The organism is Halorubrum sp. ASP1, assembly GCF_005435135.1.
Taxonomy (GTDB): Archaea; Halobacteriota; Halobacteria; order Halobacteriales; family Haloferacaceae; genus Halorubrum; species Halorubrum tropicale.
Map to the genome: position 1 here is coordinate 1 of NZ_SGUA01000017.1, position 15,356 is coordinate 15,356.

The following is a 15,356-nucleotide window of genomic DNA, read 5'->3' on the forward strand; positions in this document are numbered from 1 at the left end:
TCTTTCGTGGGATAAAACGTCGAACTATCTGTTTCTCAAACTGTTTCAGTAACGCCGAAGCAGAAACTGCCGACAAGTGGCTCAGATCGTTCGCTTTCGCATGGAACCAGCTTATCTGAACACTACCGCGTCCGACCACCGACAACCCTTTTGCCCGCCCGCGGGGTTTCGAACGTATGAGCGACAACACCGGTCCGGCGGCCGACGACGCCGAGAGGACCGGCGACGCCGCCGCGGACCGCGTTCCCTCCGAGGGCGGCGACGGCGGTGAAGCGACCGGCGGAGACCCGACGGCCCCCGACGAGGACGCGGCGGCCGAGGACGCGACGGACGGCGAGAACGCGGCGGCCGAGGACGCGACGGACGGCGAGAACGCGGCGGCCGAGGACGCGACGGACGTGCCCCGCGACGTCCAGAAGTACGAGCGGTTCCAGAAGATGGACGGGGCGCGCTACGAGCGCGTCAACGAGTTCCTCCGCGACCGGACGTACATCACGGCCCGCGAGTGGGCGATAGCGCGGCTCTGCGCCGACTTCCGCACGGAGACAGGCGTCGAGATGACGAAGATCGGCGAGAACCTCCCCGAACTCGTCCCCTTCATGACCGACACCTACACCCCGCAGGCGGTCAACCAGGCGCGCTACTCCTTCGAGGAGAAAGTGACGAAGGCGGGCGCGACGTTCCTCTACGGGGCGATGTCCGGCTTCTTCACCGCCGAGGACTTAGACGAGATGATGTACGAGGTGACGGAGGTCGCGAAGTTCCTCCTCGAAGTGGAGGGCGTCGACCTCGCCGTCGCCGACGAGCTGGAGGCCGAAGACAAGATCAGCGAGGTGATGCGCGACGTGCGCGCCTCCTCGGCGGACCTCCGCGGCGAGGAAGTGCGCTGCCCCGAGTGCGGTCACGTTCACGAGCCGGAGGAGTGACGATGGACGGCTTCCCGGAGGCGCTCGACGCGACCCCGGACCCGACGCTCGTCGTCGACGGCGACGGCGTCGTCCGCGCGGGCACGCCGAGCGTCGAGGGGGTCTTCGGGCTCGAGCCGGCCGAGCTCTCGGGGCGGTCGGTCAGCGCCGTGTTCGAGGACCCGACGGAGGTGGACCGAGACGACGCCGCGGCGACCGCGGCCCTCGACGCCGACCCGGGCGACGGCGACGCCGAGCCCGCCGGCGAGGCGACGGGCGACGGGGAGGCCGACGCGGGCGACACCGTCGCCGCGCTGGTCGACGCGGTGCGCGCCGGGGAGTCCCGGTCGCTGGCCGACGGGTTCGAACTCGTCGTGCGCCGCGGCGACGGCGTCCTGATCCCGGTCCGCGTCAGCGTCGGCGCCTTCGGGCTCGACGCCGACTCGTACGCGGTCGTCACCGCGATAGACGTCTCGAACGAGCGGACGCGGCAGCTGGCGCTCCGGCGCCGCACGGAGACGCTCGAATCGCTCCACGAGGCGACCAGGGAGCTGCTGAAGACGACGGACAGGGAGGCGGCCGCCGAGGCGGCGGTGTCGTACGTCGACGACGTGCTCGGCCACCCCATCGCCGCGATCTGGTTCCACGACGAGCGGCGCGACGCGCTCGAACCGGCCGTCTGGACCGAGACCGCGGAGGCGGTGGTCGGCGACCACCCGACGTTCGACGCCGCGGGGCAGAGCATCACCTGGGAGGTCTTCGAGAGCGGCGAGCCGACCTACGTGGCGGACGTCGCCGACGACCCCGACCGGTACACAGAGGACGCGACGATCCGCAGCGAGCTCGTCGTCCCGCTCGGCCGGTACGGCGTGTTGAACGTCGGCGCCACGGTCCCCGACGCCTTCTCCGAGTCCGACCTGGCGATCGCGCGCATCTGGGCGGCGACGGTGACGATGGTGCTCGTCCGCATCGAGCGGGAGCGACAGCTCCGCCGCCGCGAGGCGGAGGTGGCCCGCGAGCGCGACCGCCTGGAGGAGTTCGCCAGCCTCGTCTCGCACGACCTCCGGAGCCCGCTCAACGTCGCGACCGGCAACCTCGAGATGGTCGCCGACCGGCTCGCCGAGGAGTCGATAGAGGTCGCGGAGCTGAGCGCGGTGAAGCGCTCGCTGGACCGGATGGACGCGCTCATCGAGGACCTGCTCGCGCTGGCCCGGCAGGGGGCCGGCATCGACGAGGCGGAGCCGGTCCCCCTCGCCGACCTCGCCGCGGAGTGCTGGGAGACCGTCGACACCGAGGACGCGACGCTCGCGGTCGAGACGGACGCCGTCGTCGCCGCGGACCGCAGCCGCCTGCGGCAGGCGCTGGAGAACCTCTTCGGCAACGCGGTCGAACACGGGGGGAGGGACGTCGCCGTCGCGGTCGGGACGCTCGACGACGGCGACGGTTTCTACGTCGAGGACGACGGCCCGGGCGTCGGCCCCGACGACAGGGAGTCGGTGTTCGAGGCGGGCGTGACGACGGACCCCGACGGCACCGGCTTCGGGCTGAAGATCGTCGCCGAGGTCGCGGAAGCGCACGGGTGGACGGTCGAACTCGGCGACTGCGAGGGAGGCGCCCGGTTCGAGTTCCGCGGCGTCGACGTGGTCTCGGGCGGCCCCACCGACGAGTAGTCCGCTCCGCCGGGCGCGGCTGCCGGGGTCGACCGTCGCCGGACCGACTGTCGCCGTCAGTCGTCGGCCGACGCCGCGCCCGCGGGGTCGAGCCCGTCGCCATGTCCGGGAACGGTGCCGTCGTCGTTCCAGCCGCGGAGCGCGTAGTACTCCGACAGCGCCGCGTCGAACCCCTCGATCGCGTCGGCGTACGGGAGCGTGTCGTCCGCGCGGTCGAAGCCGCGGGCGTTGTTGAACGCGCGCTCTAACTCGACGACCCGGGCGCCGAGCGTCTGGAGATCCTCGTAGTCGGCGTCGAGCAGCGCGGCGAGCCGGTCGTCGGTGACGGTGCCCCGGGAGAACTTACAGACGACCGCGGAGTCCAGCACCGCGTTGCGGTTCTCCTTCGCGACGAGCTTCGGTGGCTTCCCCGCCAGCCCCTCGGGATCGAACGCCTCGTCGGGGTCGACGAGCGGGTACTCGTACGGGTAGAACTCGCCGTACATGTGGTCGGCGCCGCGGTTCGCGGTCGCGAACGCGAGCCCCTGCCCGTTGAGCGCGCGGCCGTCGTGCCCGGAGAAGGCCATCCCCTTCACCGTCCAGTCGTCGGCGCCGAACTCCTCGTGGGCGCGGTGGACGCCCTCCGCGAGCTTGTCGCCGACGCCCTCGCGGTAGGCGATCTGCTCGACGAGCTCGCGGACCAGCTCCGCGTTGCCGAACTCGTCTTCGCTCCGGAGGTACATCGAGACAGCGTCGCCACAGGAGATGGTGTCCATCCCGAGCTCGTCGCACAGCTCGTTGGCGGCCATCACGTCGACGATGTCGTCGACGCCCGCGTTCGACCCGAACGCCATCACGGTCTCGAACTCGGGTCCCTCCGTCTCGACGCCGGTGGCCTCGTCGCGGGTCGGGAGCTTACAGGCGAACGCGCACTGCGAGCAGGTCCCCTGCTTGTACTTCTTCTCCTCGACGCGGTCGCCGGAGATGCCCTCGACGCCCTCGAAGGAGGTCTCGGCGAAGTAGTAGGAGGGGAGCGCGTCCACCTCGTTTGCCAGCTCCGTCACGCTCGTCGTCCCCTGCCGCTTCATGATCGAGTCGGAGGTCGCCGCCTCGCGGTGGACCTCGGCCGCCTCGTCGGGCCAGTCGAGGTCGATGTCGGCCGCCGCGTCGCCCTCGAAGGTGAGCGCCTTCACGCCCTTCGCGCCGAGGACGGCCCCGAGCCCGCCGCGGCCGAACGCGCGGGTGTCCGAGGTCATGATCGAGGCGAACCGGACCTCGTTCTCGCCGGCGGGACCGACGCAGGCGACGTGTTCCGGCTCCAGGCCGTGCGTCTCCGCGAGGCGGTCCGAGACGGCGGACACCTCCGCCTGCGCGAGGTCCGGGACTTCCTCGAACGTCACGTCCGGCTCGCCGTCGTCCCCGATCTCCCGGACGTGAACCGCGAGCAGGTCGTCGCTCGCGCCGACGACCTCGACCGCGGCGTACCCCGCGCCCGTGAAGTTCCGCGAGAGGAACCCGCCGGCGTTCGACGACAGCAGGCCGTTCGTCAGCGGCGAGAGGCCCGTGGCGGCCATGCGGCCGGTGTAGGAGGTCGTCGAGTACTGCATCGGCCCGGTCGAGAGGTAGAGCCGGTTCTCCGGGCCGAGCGGGTCGGCGTCGAACGGGATCCGGTCGTACGCGAGCGACGTGTTGAGCCCGCGGCCGCCGACGAACGACGCGAGCCGGTCGTCGATCCGCGTCGTCGACGCGGTCCGCTCCGTCAGGTCGATCGTGAGGAGCGGTCCCTGTGCGTGTCTCATGGACGAACAGAGCGAGCGAGCGGCGATAAACCTCGGGGTGCGGGCGGCGCGCGCCGCGCCGCCGTCGAACGGCGCCGCCGGTCGCCGGGCGCCGTCAGCCGTCGAGGACGTGGTGCGTCACCGCGTCGACGCCGGACTCCGCCGTGTCGAGCGTCGCGACCCGGAACGCGTCGTCGGCGCCCTCGACCGGGATGGGGAGGCCGCCGGGGTTCACGCGGACGGTCCCGCCCCGCGCTTCGACGCCGTGCGCGTGGGTGTGGCCGTGGAGCACGTAGTCGTAGTCGCCGCAGTCGACGAGCGCGTCGACGACGAGGCCGCTCGTGCCGTGGGTGACCGCGACGTCGACCGCGTCGGCGCCGGTCGCGTCGCCGCTGCCCGCGCCGTCGAACGAGAGCGCGGCGGCCTCCCCGTGGTACTCACCGAACGCCTCGACCGTCGACTCGACGGCCCACTCCCCGTCATTGTTCCCGCGGACCGCGTGGAAGTCGAAGTCCCCGTCGAACGGCGTCACGGAGAAGGGCGCGACGAAGTCGCCGCAGTGGACGACGGCGTCGACCCCCTCGCGCTCGAACAGCGAGACGGCCGCCTCGACGGCGGCCAGGTCGTCGTGCGTGTCGGAGACGATCCCAACGAGCATACCGGCCGAACGCCGGCAGGCCACTTCAACCTCCGGCTACTCCCCGGTCAGCGCCTCGCTCGCGGGCGCGAAGTCGATGGGCTCGCCCCGTCCGGCGTCGCTCGCGCGCTCGTAGAGCATGTGCGCGGCCGCGACCGTCTCGACCCCGGTCCCGCCCGAGTCGAAGACGGTCACCGCCTCGTCGCTCGTCCGGCCGGGGTGGTCGCCCGTGACGACCGCGCCCAGATCGGCCGCGATCCCCTCGCCCTCCGCGATCAGACCCGCCGCGACCGCGGCGAGGTACGAACCGGCGTCCTGCGTCGCGCGCGCTCTCAGGTCGGGGACGTAGGTGGCGCGCGCGACGAGTTCGGGCGGCAGCTCGTTCTTCTCCGGGTGGTACTGGCCCATCGCCGTGACGTGGGTTCCCGGCTCGACGTCGGCGTCGGCGATGACGGGGTCGCTCGCGGTCGTCGCGGTGATCACCACGTCGGCGCCCGCCAGCGCGTCGCCCGCGCTCTCGACCGGCGACACGTCGGCGTCGAGTCGCTCGTCGAAGTCGGCGGCGAACGACACGCGGTTCTCCGCGGTCGGGGAAAAGACGCGGACCGCCTCGAACTCGCGGACCGTCGCGGTCGTCGCGACCTGCCCGCGCGCCTGCGCGCCGCTGCCGATCACGGCGAGGTCGGTCGCGTCGTCGCGGGCGAGCGCGTCGACCGCGACGGCGCCCGCGGCGCCGGTCTTGAACGGGTTCATCGACGCGCCGTCGAGCAGCGCGAGCGGCTCGCCGGACTCGGCGTCGAACAGCGGCGTCATGAACCACGCGTCGCCCGCGCCGAACCCCGCCGAGTAGGTGTACCCGCCCATCGCCCCCGTCTCCGGGAGGACCGCGGCGTAGGTGGTGAACATGCCCGGCGGCTCGCGGTTGAACAGCTTCGTCCGCGGTTCGGCCGGCGCGCCCTCGCCCACCTGCCGGTACGCGTCGCGGACCGCCGCGACGTAGTCGGCCGGCTCCGCGAGGTCGTCGACGTCGCCGCTCGACAGGAACAGGGTCTCCGTCATGCCCGACCACTCGCGGCGGGGGGACTAAACGGTACAGGACGCGGCGAGCGGGCGGGGCGACGGCCCCGGACCGGGGAGGCCGGGCGGCCGAGCGCTCAGTCGGCGGCGCCCGCCGAGGAGCCGCCGGTCGCCGAGCGCTCGCCGGCCTCCCCGTCGAGCGACCGGCGTGCGGGCGCCTCGCCCGCGACTGGATTTCGGACGAACATCGCGTGAGCCATCACCGCGCCCGCGGCCGCGGCGCCGACCGGGAGCGCGGCGGTCAGGGGCAGCCCGACCAGCGTGAGCGAGGCGGTCACACCGATCAACGCGCCCGGAATGAGCCCAAGGACGTAGTCGTAGTATCCAGCCATGCTTTCGTTGAATACTAAGTGGATAGTCCGTATTAAATTTTTCTCGCGGTTCGCAAGTGGTTCTGACGTGTACACACCGATGTGACTCATAACTTATGAGCCGCGCGGGGGACCGGGCAGCCGTGTCGGTCGGACGGCGAGAAGGGGCGACGCGGTCGGTCGCCGGAGTCGGCGCCGGTACGCGGGAGCTACCGCAGTCGGAAGTAGAGCGAGCGCCAGCCGCCGAGCGCGAGCGATCCCAGCACGAGCATGACGGCCGCGAAGGTGAGCTCGGCGCCGCCGCGGAAGACGAACGCGCGGAGCGCCAGCCCGACGACCGCCGCGGGGATCCACGACCTGACGACGAGCGGCACCGACGACTTCGCCGTCTCGGCCGCGCCCGCGGAGTAGGCGCCGACGAGCGGCGCCACCGCCGCCCAGCCGATCAGGAACGGGGCGTAGACGCCGGGGAGGTACAGCGGGTTGGCGGTGAGGAACGCGACCGACTGGTGGTTGAGCGTCCCGACGGTCAAGAGTAGGATCAACGCGATCACGTCGCCGACGACCAGCGGGGCGGCGTCGCGGTCGAGGCGAGCGGCGAGAAACGACGGAGCGTCCATACCGACCCCTGCGGGCCGCCCCCACTTTTACGCACGGATTCGTCGGCGCGGCCCGACTCCGCGACGGCGCCGGGCCGTCACTCGTACAGCGGGTGCGCCTCGCAGAGTTCGACGACGCGCTCGCCGACCTCGTAGATCACGTCGTCGCTGTCGACGTCGTCGACGACGCGGTAGATCAGCTCGCCGACCTCCTCGACCGCGTCCGCGTCGAACCCGCGCGTCGTGAGCCCGGCGGTGCCCGCGCGGATCCCGGAGGGGTCGAACGGCGAGCGCGTCTCGCCGGGGACCGTGTTCCCGTTCAGGACGATGTTCGCGGCCGCGAGCGCGTCCTCGGCCTCGCCGCCCGAGAGGTCGGGGTGCGAGTCGCGCAGGTCGGCGAGCACGAGGTGGTTGTCGGTGCCGCCGGAGACCAGCGAGAGGCCGTGCTCCCGGAGGGTCTCGGCGAGCACCTCGGCGTTGTCGACCACGTTCCGGGCGTACTCCTCGAACTCGGGCTGGAGCGCCTCCTTGAAGCCGACCGCCTTGCCGGCGACGTTGTGCATCAGCGGGCCGCCCTGCCCGCCGGGGAAGACGGCCGCGTCGACGTCGTCCGCGAACTCCGCGTCGCACATCACGATCCCGCCGCGGCCGGCGCGGATCGTCTTGTGGGTCGAGCCGGTGACGAAGTCCGCGACGCCGACCGGCGAGGGGTGCACGCCGGCGGCGACGAGCCCGGTGATGTGCGCGATGTCGGCGAGGTGGTAGGCGTCGACCGCGTCGGCGGCCGCCTGGATCTCCTCCCAGTCGACGGTGCGGGGGTACGCGGAGTAGCCCGAGACGATGATGTCCGGGTCGAACGACTCGGCGGTGTCCCGGAGCCCCTCGTAGTCGATGTAGCCGCTCTCGGGGTCGACCTCGTACTGCTCGACGTCGTACAGCTGCCCCGTGAAGTTCGCGGGGTGGCCGTGCGAGAGGTGGCCCCCGTGGTTCAGCTCCAGCGAGAGGATCTTGTCGCCCGGTTCGAGGACGGAGTAGTACACCGCCTGGTTCGCCTGCGTGCCGGAGTGGGGCTGGACGTTGACGTGCTCGGCCCCCCACAGCTCCTTCGCGCGTTCGATCACCAGTTCCTCGACCTCGTCGGCGTACTCGCAGCCGGCGTAGTAGCGCGACCCCGGGTAGCCCTCGGCGTACTTGTTGGTGAGGACGCTGCCCTGCGCCTCCAGTACCGCCTCGCTCACGTGGTTCTCGCTCGCGATCATCGCGAGCGTCTGCTCCTGTCTGTCGCGCTCGCCGGCCAGCGCGTCGGCGACCGCCGGGTCGACCTCCCGGACGTGCTCGTGGTCCATGTGCGAACCCGGGCGCGACCGCGCATTAATCCTTCCGTCGCCGCCGCGGCACCCCGCCGCCGATCGGTCGCGCACGCGGCGTCGACGGCGACCGTCGAGGCGCCGATCGACCGGCGACCGCGGTCGGGGTTGATCGGGCGATTTCGGCCTTTTGAGACCTCCTACGTGAGTTGTCCGAAGCATGAACCCCGTTAATATTAAATACGCAACTGGCTTTTATGCTGAGAGACAAATGGTATCGAATTTACTGGCGGCCGACGTCGAGGCGGCGCTCGAAGCGGCCTTCGCCGGGGGCGACGACGAGCTGCTCGTCGTGGACCCCTCCGCGGAGACGATCGTATCGCTGGTCGAGACCGCCGTCGGGCGGGACGACCTCCCGGAGCTGTCGATGCTCGCCGACGAGCGCACCCTCAAGGACGTCATGGACGACTTCGTCGTCGCGTCCCGGGCGGCCGACCTCGTGGCCGACGGCGCTTTGGACCTCAGGGTGCTGGACGGCGAGGTCGACAACGCGCTGTTCGTCTCTCCCTCTCGGGTCGTGGCGCTCGTCACCGCCGGGGACGACGTCGCCGCGCTCTCGACCGACGACGGCGAGTTCGTCGACCAGGTGTACGAGTCCCACCGCGGCGCGTTCGAGGACGCCGAGCCGTACACGCTCCGCACGCCGGCGATCAGCCGGGTCCGCGAGACGATGGCGTCGGAGATCGGCGAGGAGGCCCGCGCCGACTTCGACGCCGTCCTCGACGCGACAGAGGGCGGCGACGGCACCGACCTCGACGAGGTGACCGTCTCGCTGCTCGTCGCGGCGAAGAACGACGTGCTGCTCTACGACATCTCGAAGTGGGGCGAGGACGTCGGAATCGCCTCGAAGGCGACGTTCTCCCGGACGAAGACGCGCTTAGAGGACTTGGGGATCATCGACACCGAGAAGGTCCCGATCGACGTCGGCCGCCCCCGGCTCCGCCTGAAGCTCGGCGACGAGCGGCTCGAAGGGGCCGACGCCGCCGACCTCGCCGCCGAGGCCGCCGAGATGCTGGCGGCCACGCCGGCCTGAGCGGGCCGCCCGCCCGACCGCCGCCTCCCTCTCTTTCCTCGCGTCCCCGAGCGTTCGTTCCCCGTCCGCCCTCCCGCGCCGCGGACCCGCGGCTTTTTTTCGCCGCCTCGCGTCCACGGGGTATGGATATCGGACTTGTCGGCGACGGCCCCGCGGTCGAGGCGGCCGGGGCCGCGCTCGGCGACGTCGACGTGAACGCGATGCCGGTCGAGGTCGACCTGCTCGACGGGTTCGACCTCGCCGTCGTCGTCGACACCGCCGGGTCGGCGGCGTTCGCGACCGCGGACGAGCTGCTCGACCGGTGGGTCGCCGTCGAGGTGGGCGGGACCGGCGGCGTCCCGCTCGCCGACCTCGACGCGGCGGTGACCGTCTTCGACGACGCCTGCTACGACTGCCTGCGCGCCCGGGTCGAGAGCGGCGGCGCGGAGCCCGCCGACGCCCCGACCGGCCGCCGCTCCGCCGTGCGCTACGCCGGCGCGGTGGCCGGGCGGCGGGCGATCCGACTGCTCGCCGGCGACCCGGTGGCGGACACGGTCGCGGAGGTGCCGGGCGGCGAGCGGACGCTCCTCCCGACGCCCGGGTGCGGCTGCGGCGCCGACCCCGGCGACGCGCTCCCGCGCGACCACGCCGACCGCGACCTCGGCGAGACGCTCGACCGCGCGGAGCGCGCCGTCGACCCGCGGGTCGGCGCGCTGAGCGAGGTCGGCGAGCAGGAGTCGTTCCCGCTGCCGTACTACGTCGCGCGGGTCGCGGACACGACGCCCTTTTCCGACGGCGACGCGGCCGACTTCGGCGGGGGCGCGGCCGCCGACTGGGACGCCGCGTTCATGAAGGCGCTCGGCGAGGGGTTAGAGCGGTACGCCGCCGGCGTCTACCGCGAGGCCGCGTTCACGCGCGCGCCGGCCGCCAACGTCCCGAACCCGATCACGCCGGACGCGTTCGTGCGCCCCGAGAGCGCCGAGGCGTACGACCGCGACGACCGGCTCCCGTGGGTCCGGGGCGAGCGGCTCGGGACCGGCGAGTCGGCGAGCCTCCCGGCGGAGTTCGTCCACTTCCCGCCGCCGGAGCGCCGGTACCGCCCGGCGATCACGACCGGGCTCGGGCTCGGGAGCTCGGGCCCCGACGCCGCGCTCTCCGGGCTCTACGAGGCGATCGAGCGCGACGCGACGATGACCAGCTGGTACTCCACGACGGAGCCGCTCGGGCTCGACGTCGACGACCCCGGGTTCGCCGAGCTGGAGAAGCGGGCGCGCGCCGAGTCGCTGTCGGTGACGGCGCTGCTCGTCACGACCGACGTGGACGTGCCGGTCGTCGCCGTCGGCGTCGGCCGCGAGGGCGACTGGCCGCGGTTCGCCGCGGGGTCGGGCGCCGACCTCGACCCGGCCGCGGCGGCCCGGAGCGCGCTCGCGGAGGCGCTCCAGAACTGGACCGAGCTCCGCTCGATGGGCCGGGAGGCGGCCGACGAGCAGGGCGCCGCGATCGGTCACCACGCCGACCGCCCCGCCGAGACCGCGGCGTTCTTCGACCCGGACGCGACCGTCTCGACCGACGGGCTGGGCGAGCCGGAGCTGTCGGGCGAGGCCGAACTCGGCGCCGTCGTCGACCGCGTCGAGGCCGTCGGGCTCGACCCGTACGTCGCGCGGGTGACGACGCGCGACCTCGCGTCGCTGGGGTTCGAGGCGGTCCGCGTGTTGGTGCCCGGCGCGCAGCCGCTGTTCACCGGCGACCCGTTCTTCGGCGACCGGGCCCGCGAGGTGCCGCGGTCGATGGGGTTCGAGCCCGCGCTCGACCGGCCGTACCACCCGTTCCCGTGAGGGCGAGGACACGGCAGGCGCCGGCGTCGCCCCCGGCACCGGCTGCCCGTCCCCGCGGATTTAGGTGCCTCCGGACCGCCGGAGCGCGTATGGACGTCGCACCAGACGCGGACGTGAGGGCGGTGGAGGCGGTCGACGGCGCGTTCCTCAGCCAAGGGGCCGTCGGCGACGAGACCAGCATCCAGCGGTTCGAGATCGAACCGGGCGAGGGCGTGCCCGAACACGACCACCCGCACGAGCAGATCGGCGTGATCACGGCCGGCCGGCTGACGTTCCTCGTCGACGGCGAGGAGCGGGTCGTCGGCCCCGACGACACGTACGTGATCCCCGGCGGCGAGCCGCACGCGGCCGAGAACCGGACCGACGAACCCGTCGTCGGCTTCGACGTCTTCGCGCCGCCGCGGGCGAACCCGGACTGGGGCGAGTAGCGGGGCGAACCTCCGCGGATCGCGGCGTTCGGCGCGTCTGCGATAGCCGCAAGACGTACCGGACCGAAGGTGTGTTAGTGCTCGGGGCCCGATAACGGGTAATGGGAGTCCAAGAACAGTACCCGTTCGACGTGGAGGCGCTCCGCGCCGACTTCCCGGTCCTCGACCGGAAGGTCGGCGGGGACCCGGAGACCGCCGGGGAGGGCGAGGGCGACGACACACCCCTCGTCTACCTCGACAACGCGGCGACCTCGCACACCCCCGACCCGGTCGTCGACGCCATCGCCGACTACTACCGGAGCTACAACGCCAACGTCCACCGCGGGATCCACCAGCTGAGCCAGGAGGCCTCCGTCGCCTACGAGGAGGCCCACGACGCGGTCGCGGAGTTCATCGGCGCCGCGGGCCGCGAGGAGATCGTCTTCACCAAGAACACGACGGAGGCGATGAACCTCGTCGCCTACGCGTGGGGGCTCGCGGAGCTCGGCCCGGGCGACAACGTCGTCCTCTCGGAGATGGAGCACCACGCCTCGCTCGTCACCTGGCAGCAGATCGGCAAGCGGACGGGCGCCGACGTGCGGTTCATCGACGTCACCGACGAGGGGCGGCTCGACATGGACCACGCCGCCGAGCTCATCGACGACGACACCGAGATGGTCTCGGTCGTCCACGTGTCGAACACGCTCGGCACGGTGAACCCGATCCGCGAGCTGGCCGACGTGGCGCACGACCACGACGCCTACGTCTTCGCCGACGCCGCGCAGTCGGTGCCGACGCGGCCGGTCGACGTGGAGGCGCTGGACGTCGACTTCCTCGCCTTCTCCGGCCACAAGATGTGCGGCCCGACCGGGATCGGCGCCCTCTACGGCCGCGAGGCGATCTTAGAGGAGATGCAGCCGTACCTCTACGGCGGCGACATGATCCGCCGCGTCTCCTTCGAGGACTCCACCTGGGAGGACCTACCGTGGAAGTTCGAGGCCGGGACGCCCTCCATCGCGCAGGGGGTCGGCCTCGCGGCCGCCATCGAGTACCTGGAGGATATCGGCATGGACCGGATCGAGGCCCACGAGGACCTGCTGGCCGAGTACGCCTACGACGAGCTGACGGCGCTCGGCGGCGTCGAGATATACGGCCCGCCGGGCGACGACCGGGGCGGCCTCGTCGCGTTCAACGTCGAGGGCGTCCACGCCCACGACCTCTCCAGCATCCTCAACGACTACGGCGTCGCGATCCGCGCCGGCGACCACTGCACCCAGCCGCTCCACGACGAGATTGGCGTCGCCGCCTCCGCGCGCGCCTCCTTCTACTTCTACAACACCGTCGAGGAGGTGGACGCGCTCGTCGACGCGGTCCGCGAGGCGCGCGACCTGTTCGCCTGAGTTGGCCGGGGCCCCGCCGACCCGCCGCCGCGGTCGGGTGATCGGACGCGAACGCGATCCGACGACGCGCCGCCCGCGCCGTCGGGGAACCGCTCGGCGTATCTTCGATGATACCACCGAATAATCGGCGCAGGCGCCGTGACAACGGTGATCGCACAATTATTATAACACCGCTCCGGCAATTATTGTCCGAAGAGAAATTACAACTCTCGTAGTAAGTTGTCTTTCGCCGAGTCGTCGCCCGCCGCCAAACGAATGACCGACCACACATCTCCGCCGTCCGACGCGCACGCGGACACGAACGCAGCCGCCGACCGATCAGCACAGTCAGCAGACCGACCCGCGAGGGAGGCCGACAGGCCGATCACCGTTCTCCAGGTCGAGCCCGACGCGCGCTCCGCCGAGCTGCTAGAGGCGTTCGCGACGCGGCTCACCGAACGGGTCCGGATCCGCTCCGTCGACCGCGTCGCCGCCGCCGTCGACGCGGTCGAGGAGGGCGTCGAGGTCGACGGCGAGCGGGTCGCGGTCGACTGCGTCGTGACCGAGCAGCGGCTCCCCGACGGCGACGGCGTCGGCCTCACCGGACGGCTCCGCGAGGCGGGCCACGAGGTCCCGGTCGTCTTCCACACCACGTGTCCGGGCGAGGAGCGCGAGGCGGCGGCGTTCGGCGCCGGCGCGGACGCCTACTTCGAGAAGGGGTCCGAGCGCGGTCGGTTCGATTCGATACTCGATCGGATCCGCACGCTCGTCGACGGGGAACGGGAGCGCGAGACGGCCGCGGCGCGGGCGACCGCGTCGCCGCCGCGCACGTCGGACTCGCCCCGCGGGACGCTCCGCTCCGAGGAGTGAAGTCGGGGGCGCCGAACGGCGCCGGAAGCGGAGCCGCCGTGGCGGCGGCCAGAGGAGGCTCGTCAGCGTTCGAGTTCGACCGTGAGGTCGGTCGCGATCCACGCGTCGGTGTTGCCCTGTTCGGCGAAGACGGTCCGCTCTTGAGAACAGCGGGTCGCGGCGACGGTCGGCCGTTCGTCGGCCGCCGACTCGACGTCCCGCTCGATCCGGTCTCCCGTTGTCATTACCAGTCGGTCAGAGGCCGGTGGTGTTATAGATTTCGGTCGGCCTAAACCAGCAGCGGCGATCCGGGCAGGGGATCGGAGGGCCTTAGCTCACGGGGGTCGTTCGCCGCAGCGTGACCGACACGCTGTTCACGCCGCTCACGCTGCGCGACACGGAGTTCCGAAACCGCGTGATGCTGTCGCCGATGTGCCAGTACTCCGCCGAGGACGGGCTGGCGAACGACTGGCACCGCGTCCACCTCGGCGCCCGCGCCGCCGGGGGCGCCGGCGTCGTGATGACCGAGGCGACCGCCGTCGAGGCCCGCGGGCGGATCACCCCGGACTGCCTCGGGATCTGGTCCGACGAGCACGCCGAGGCGATCGAACCGATCGTCGAGTTCGTCCGGTCGCAGGGCGCGACGCCCGGGATTCAGTTGGCTCACGCCGGGCGGAAGGCCTCCCACAGTCCGCCGGGCGAGGGGAGCGGTCCGATCCCCGCCGACGAGCCCGCGGGCTGGGAGACCGTCTCCGCCACCGACGAGCCGTACCCGCATTCCGAGGTCGACGAGGACGACCTGGCCGACACGCGCCGGCTCGACGGGAAGGGGGTCGACGCGGTGATCGACTCCTTCGCGGCCGCCGCCGAACGGGCGCGGGACGTCGGCTTCGAGGTCGCCGAGGTCCACGCGGCCCACGGCTACCTGCTCCACCAGTTCCTCTCTCCCGTCACCAACGACCGCGACGACGAGTACGGCGGGAGCTTCGAGGACCGCACCCGGCTCCTCCGCGAGGTCGTCGCGGCCGTCCGCAAGGTCTGGCCCGACGGCAAGCCGGTCTTCGTCCGGATCTCCGCGACCGACTGGCTCCCCGACCGCGACTCGTGGGACGTGGACGACTCGGTCCGGTTGGCCCCCCTGCTGGCCGAGGCGGGCGCCGACCTGATCGACGTCTCCGGCGGCGGTATCCACCCGGACCAAGAGATTCCGAGCGCGGGCCCGGGGTACCAGGTGCCCTACGCCGAGGCGGTCCGCGAGGGGACCGACGTGCCCGTGGCCGCGGTCGGCGGGATCACGGAGCCGACCCACGCCGACGCCCTCGTCCGGAACGGGCGGGCCGACCTCGTCGCGCTCGGCCGCGAGCTGCTCCGCCACCCGTACTGGCCGCTGGAGGCCGCCCACGAGCTCGGCGAGGAGGCCGAGTGGCCGGTCCAGTACCGTCGCGGTCGGTTCGACTGAACGAGCCGCCGGGGCGACCGCCGACCGGGCGACCGGGCGATCGGAGCATGAGAACCGCGCGCAGGCGCCGGGAAGGCTTATCAGGCTCCCGG

At 72.3% G+C, this 15,356-nt stretch carries 15 protein-coding genes and 1 pseudogene; 9 read left to right on the plus strand and 7 right to left on the minus strand.

What is annotated here, in order from left to right; all coding sequences use genetic code 11:
• The 3 genes and pseudogenes from EXE48_RS16755 to EXE48_RS16765 form a co-directional block, all read left to right on the plus strand.
• A pseudogene (locus EXE48_RS16755) lies at positions 1 to 119 on the plus strand (IS6 family transposase); the annotation flags it as partial.
• A gap of 57 nt (positions 120 to 176) precedes the next feature.
• Positions 177 to 926: a DUF5806 family protein gene (locus EXE48_RS16760; RefSeq protein ID WP_137712078.1), complete on the plus strand. Its 750-nt coding sequence runs from the start codon at positions 177 to 179 to the stop codon at positions 924 to 926.
• Positions 923 to 2,575, plus strand: coding sequence for a sensor histidine kinase (locus EXE48_RS16765; protein ID WP_137712079.1), 1,653 nt, complete (start codon positions 923 to 925; stop codon positions 2,573 to 2,575). The genes EXE48_RS16760 and EXE48_RS16765 overlap by 4 nt, the downstream gene beginning before the upstream one ends.
• Before the next feature lie 56 nt (positions 2,576 to 2,631).
• On the opposite strand, the gene EXE48_RS16770 is transcribed toward EXE48_RS16765, so the two are convergent.
• The 6 genes from EXE48_RS16770 to glyA all read right to left on the minus strand — a co-directional run bounded on the left by EXE48_RS16770 (position 2,632) and on the right by glyA (position 8,302).
• Positions 2,632 to 4,353 (minus strand): aldehyde ferredoxin oxidoreductase family protein, encoded by a 1,722-nt coding sequence (locus EXE48_RS16770; RefSeq protein WP_137712080.1) that lies wholly within the window; start codon positions 4,351 to 4,353, stop codon positions 2,632 to 2,634.
• A 94-nt stretch (positions 4,354 to 4,447) separates the two neighbouring features.
• A complete protein-coding gene (locus EXE48_RS16775) occupies positions 4,448 to 4,990 on the minus strand; it encodes a metallophosphoesterase (protein WP_137705411.1) in 543 nt (180 codons plus the stop codon).
• 36 nt (positions 4,991 to 5,026) lie between these two features.
• Entirely contained in the window at positions 5,027 to 6,028 is a 1,002-nt protein-coding gene (locus EXE48_RS16780) for an ornithine cyclodeaminase family protein (RefSeq protein WP_137705410.1), read from the minus strand.
• 95 nt (positions 6,029 to 6,123) lie between these two features.
• Complete coding sequence (locus EXE48_RS16785; protein WP_053770682.1) at positions 6,124 to 6,378, minus strand: DUF8015 family protein; 255 nt, start codon at positions 6,376 to 6,378, stop codon at positions 6,124 to 6,126.
• Between the two features lie 188 nt (positions 6,379 to 6,566).
• On the minus strand, positions 6,567 to 6,977 hold the full coding sequence (locus tag EXE48_RS16790) for a DUF3054 domain-containing protein (RefSeq protein ID WP_053770681.1): 411 nt from the start codon (positions 6,975 to 6,977) through the stop codon (positions 6,567 to 6,569).
• Positions 6,978 to 7,054: 77 nt separating this feature from the next.
• Entirely contained in the window at positions 7,055 to 8,302 is a 1,248-nt protein-coding gene (glyA, locus tag EXE48_RS16795) for a serine hydroxymethyltransferase (RefSeq protein WP_137712081.1), read from the minus strand.
• A gap of 232 nt (positions 8,303 to 8,534) precedes the next feature.
• On the opposite strand from glyA, the gene tbsP reads away from it, so the two are divergent.
• The 5 genes from tbsP (at position 8,535) to EXE48_RS16820 (ending at position 13,826) form a co-directional block, all read left to right on the plus strand.
• Positions 8,535 to 9,356 (plus strand): transcriptional regulator TbsP, encoded by an 822-nt coding sequence (gene tbsP, locus EXE48_RS16800; protein WP_121600148.1) that lies wholly within the window; start codon positions 8,535 to 8,537, stop codon positions 9,354 to 9,356.
• Between the two features lie 122 nt (positions 9,357 to 9,478).
• Positions 9,479 to 11,170 carry a SagD/YcaO family ATP-dependent cyclodehydratase gene (locus EXE48_RS16805; RefSeq protein ID WP_137712082.1) on the plus strand — a complete coding sequence of 564 codons (1,692 nt, stop codon included), beginning with the start codon at positions 9,479 to 9,481 and terminating at the stop codon, positions 11,168 to 11,170.
• An 89-nt stretch (positions 11,171 to 11,259) separates the two neighbouring features.
• Complete coding sequence (locus EXE48_RS16810) at positions 11,260 to 11,598, plus strand: cupin domain-containing protein (protein ID WP_053770677.1); 339 nt, start codon at positions 11,260 to 11,262, stop codon at positions 11,596 to 11,598.
• 101 nt (positions 11,599 to 11,699) lie between these two features.
• On the plus strand, positions 11,700 to 12,977 hold the full coding sequence (locus tag EXE48_RS16815) for an aminotransferase class V-fold PLP-dependent enzyme (RefSeq protein WP_053770676.1): 1,278 nt from the start codon (positions 11,700 to 11,702) through the stop codon (positions 12,975 to 12,977).
• Between the two features lie 255 nt (positions 12,978 to 13,232).
• Complete coding sequence (locus EXE48_RS16820; RefSeq protein WP_053770675.1) at positions 13,233 to 13,826, plus strand: response regulator; 594 nt, start codon at positions 13,233 to 13,235, stop codon at positions 13,824 to 13,826.
• A 62-nt stretch (positions 13,827 to 13,888) separates the two neighbouring features.
• Here EXE48_RS16820 and EXE48_RS18870 read toward each other — a convergent pair whose 3' ends face one another.
• On the minus strand, positions 13,889 to 14,050 hold the full coding sequence (locus EXE48_RS18870; RefSeq protein ID WP_167551888.1) for a DUF7331 family protein: 162 nt from the start codon (positions 14,048 to 14,050) through the stop codon (positions 13,889 to 13,891).
• Between the two features lie 113 nt (positions 14,051 to 14,163).
• Here EXE48_RS18870 and EXE48_RS16825 point away from each other — a divergent pair, with 113 nt between their 5' ends.
• Complete coding sequence (locus EXE48_RS16825) at positions 14,164 to 15,264, plus strand: NADH:flavin oxidoreductase/NADH oxidase (protein WP_053770674.1); 1,101 nt, start codon at positions 14,164 to 14,166, stop codon at positions 15,262 to 15,264.
• Positions 15,265 to 15,356: the final 92 nt, after the last annotated feature.

Excerpts from the sequence above, each read along its gene's own strand:
- EXE48_RS16785 (WP_053770682.1), bottom strand. The coding sequence starts at position 6,378 with ATGGCTGGATACTACGACTACGTCCTTGGGCTCATTCCGGGCGCGTTG.
- tbsP (WP_121600148.1), top strand. The coding sequence starts at position 8,535 with ATGGTATCGAATTTACTGGCGGCCGACGTCGAGGCGGCGCTCGAAGCG.
- EXE48_RS16805 (WP_137712082.1), top strand. The coding sequence starts at position 9,479 with ATGGATATCGGACTTGTCGGCGACGGCCCCGCGGTCGAGGCGGCCGGG.
- EXE48_RS16780 (WP_137705410.1), bottom strand. The coding sequence starts at position 6,028 with ATGACGGAGACCCTGTTCCTGTCGAGCGGCGACGTCGACGACCTCGCG.
- EXE48_RS16760 (WP_137712078.1), top strand. The coding sequence starts at position 177 with ATGAGCGACAACACCGGTCCGGCGGCCGACGACGCCGAGAGGACCGGC.
- EXE48_RS16770 (WP_137712080.1), bottom strand. The coding sequence starts at position 4,353 with ATGAGACACGCACAGGGACCGCTCCTCACGATCGACCTGACGGAGCGG.
- EXE48_RS16820 (WP_053770675.1), top strand. The coding sequence starts at position 13,233 with ATGACCGACCACACATCTCCGCCGTCCGACGCGCACGCGGACACGAAC.
- EXE48_RS16815 (WP_053770676.1), top strand. The coding sequence starts at position 11,700 with ATGGGAGTCCAAGAACAGTACCCGTTCGACGTGGAGGCGCTCCGCGCC.
- EXE48_RS18870 (WP_167551888.1), bottom strand. The coding sequence starts at position 14,050 with ATGACAACGGGAGACCGGATCGAGCGGGACGTCGAGTCGGCGGCCGAC.
- EXE48_RS16810 (WP_053770677.1), top strand. The coding sequence starts at position 11,260 with ATGGACGTCGCACCAGACGCGGACGTGAGGGCGGTGGAGGCGGTCGAC.
- EXE48_RS16790 (WP_053770681.1), bottom strand. The coding sequence starts at position 6,977 with ATGGACGCTCCGTCGTTTCTCGCCGCTCGCCTCGACCGCGACGCCGCC.
- glyA (WP_137712081.1), bottom strand. The coding sequence starts at position 8,302 with ATGGACCACGAGCACGTCCGGGAGGTCGACCCGGCGGTCGCCGACGCG.
- EXE48_RS16775 (WP_137705411.1), bottom strand. The coding sequence starts at position 4,990 with ATGCTCGTTGGGATCGTCTCCGACACGCACGACGACCTGGCCGCCGTC.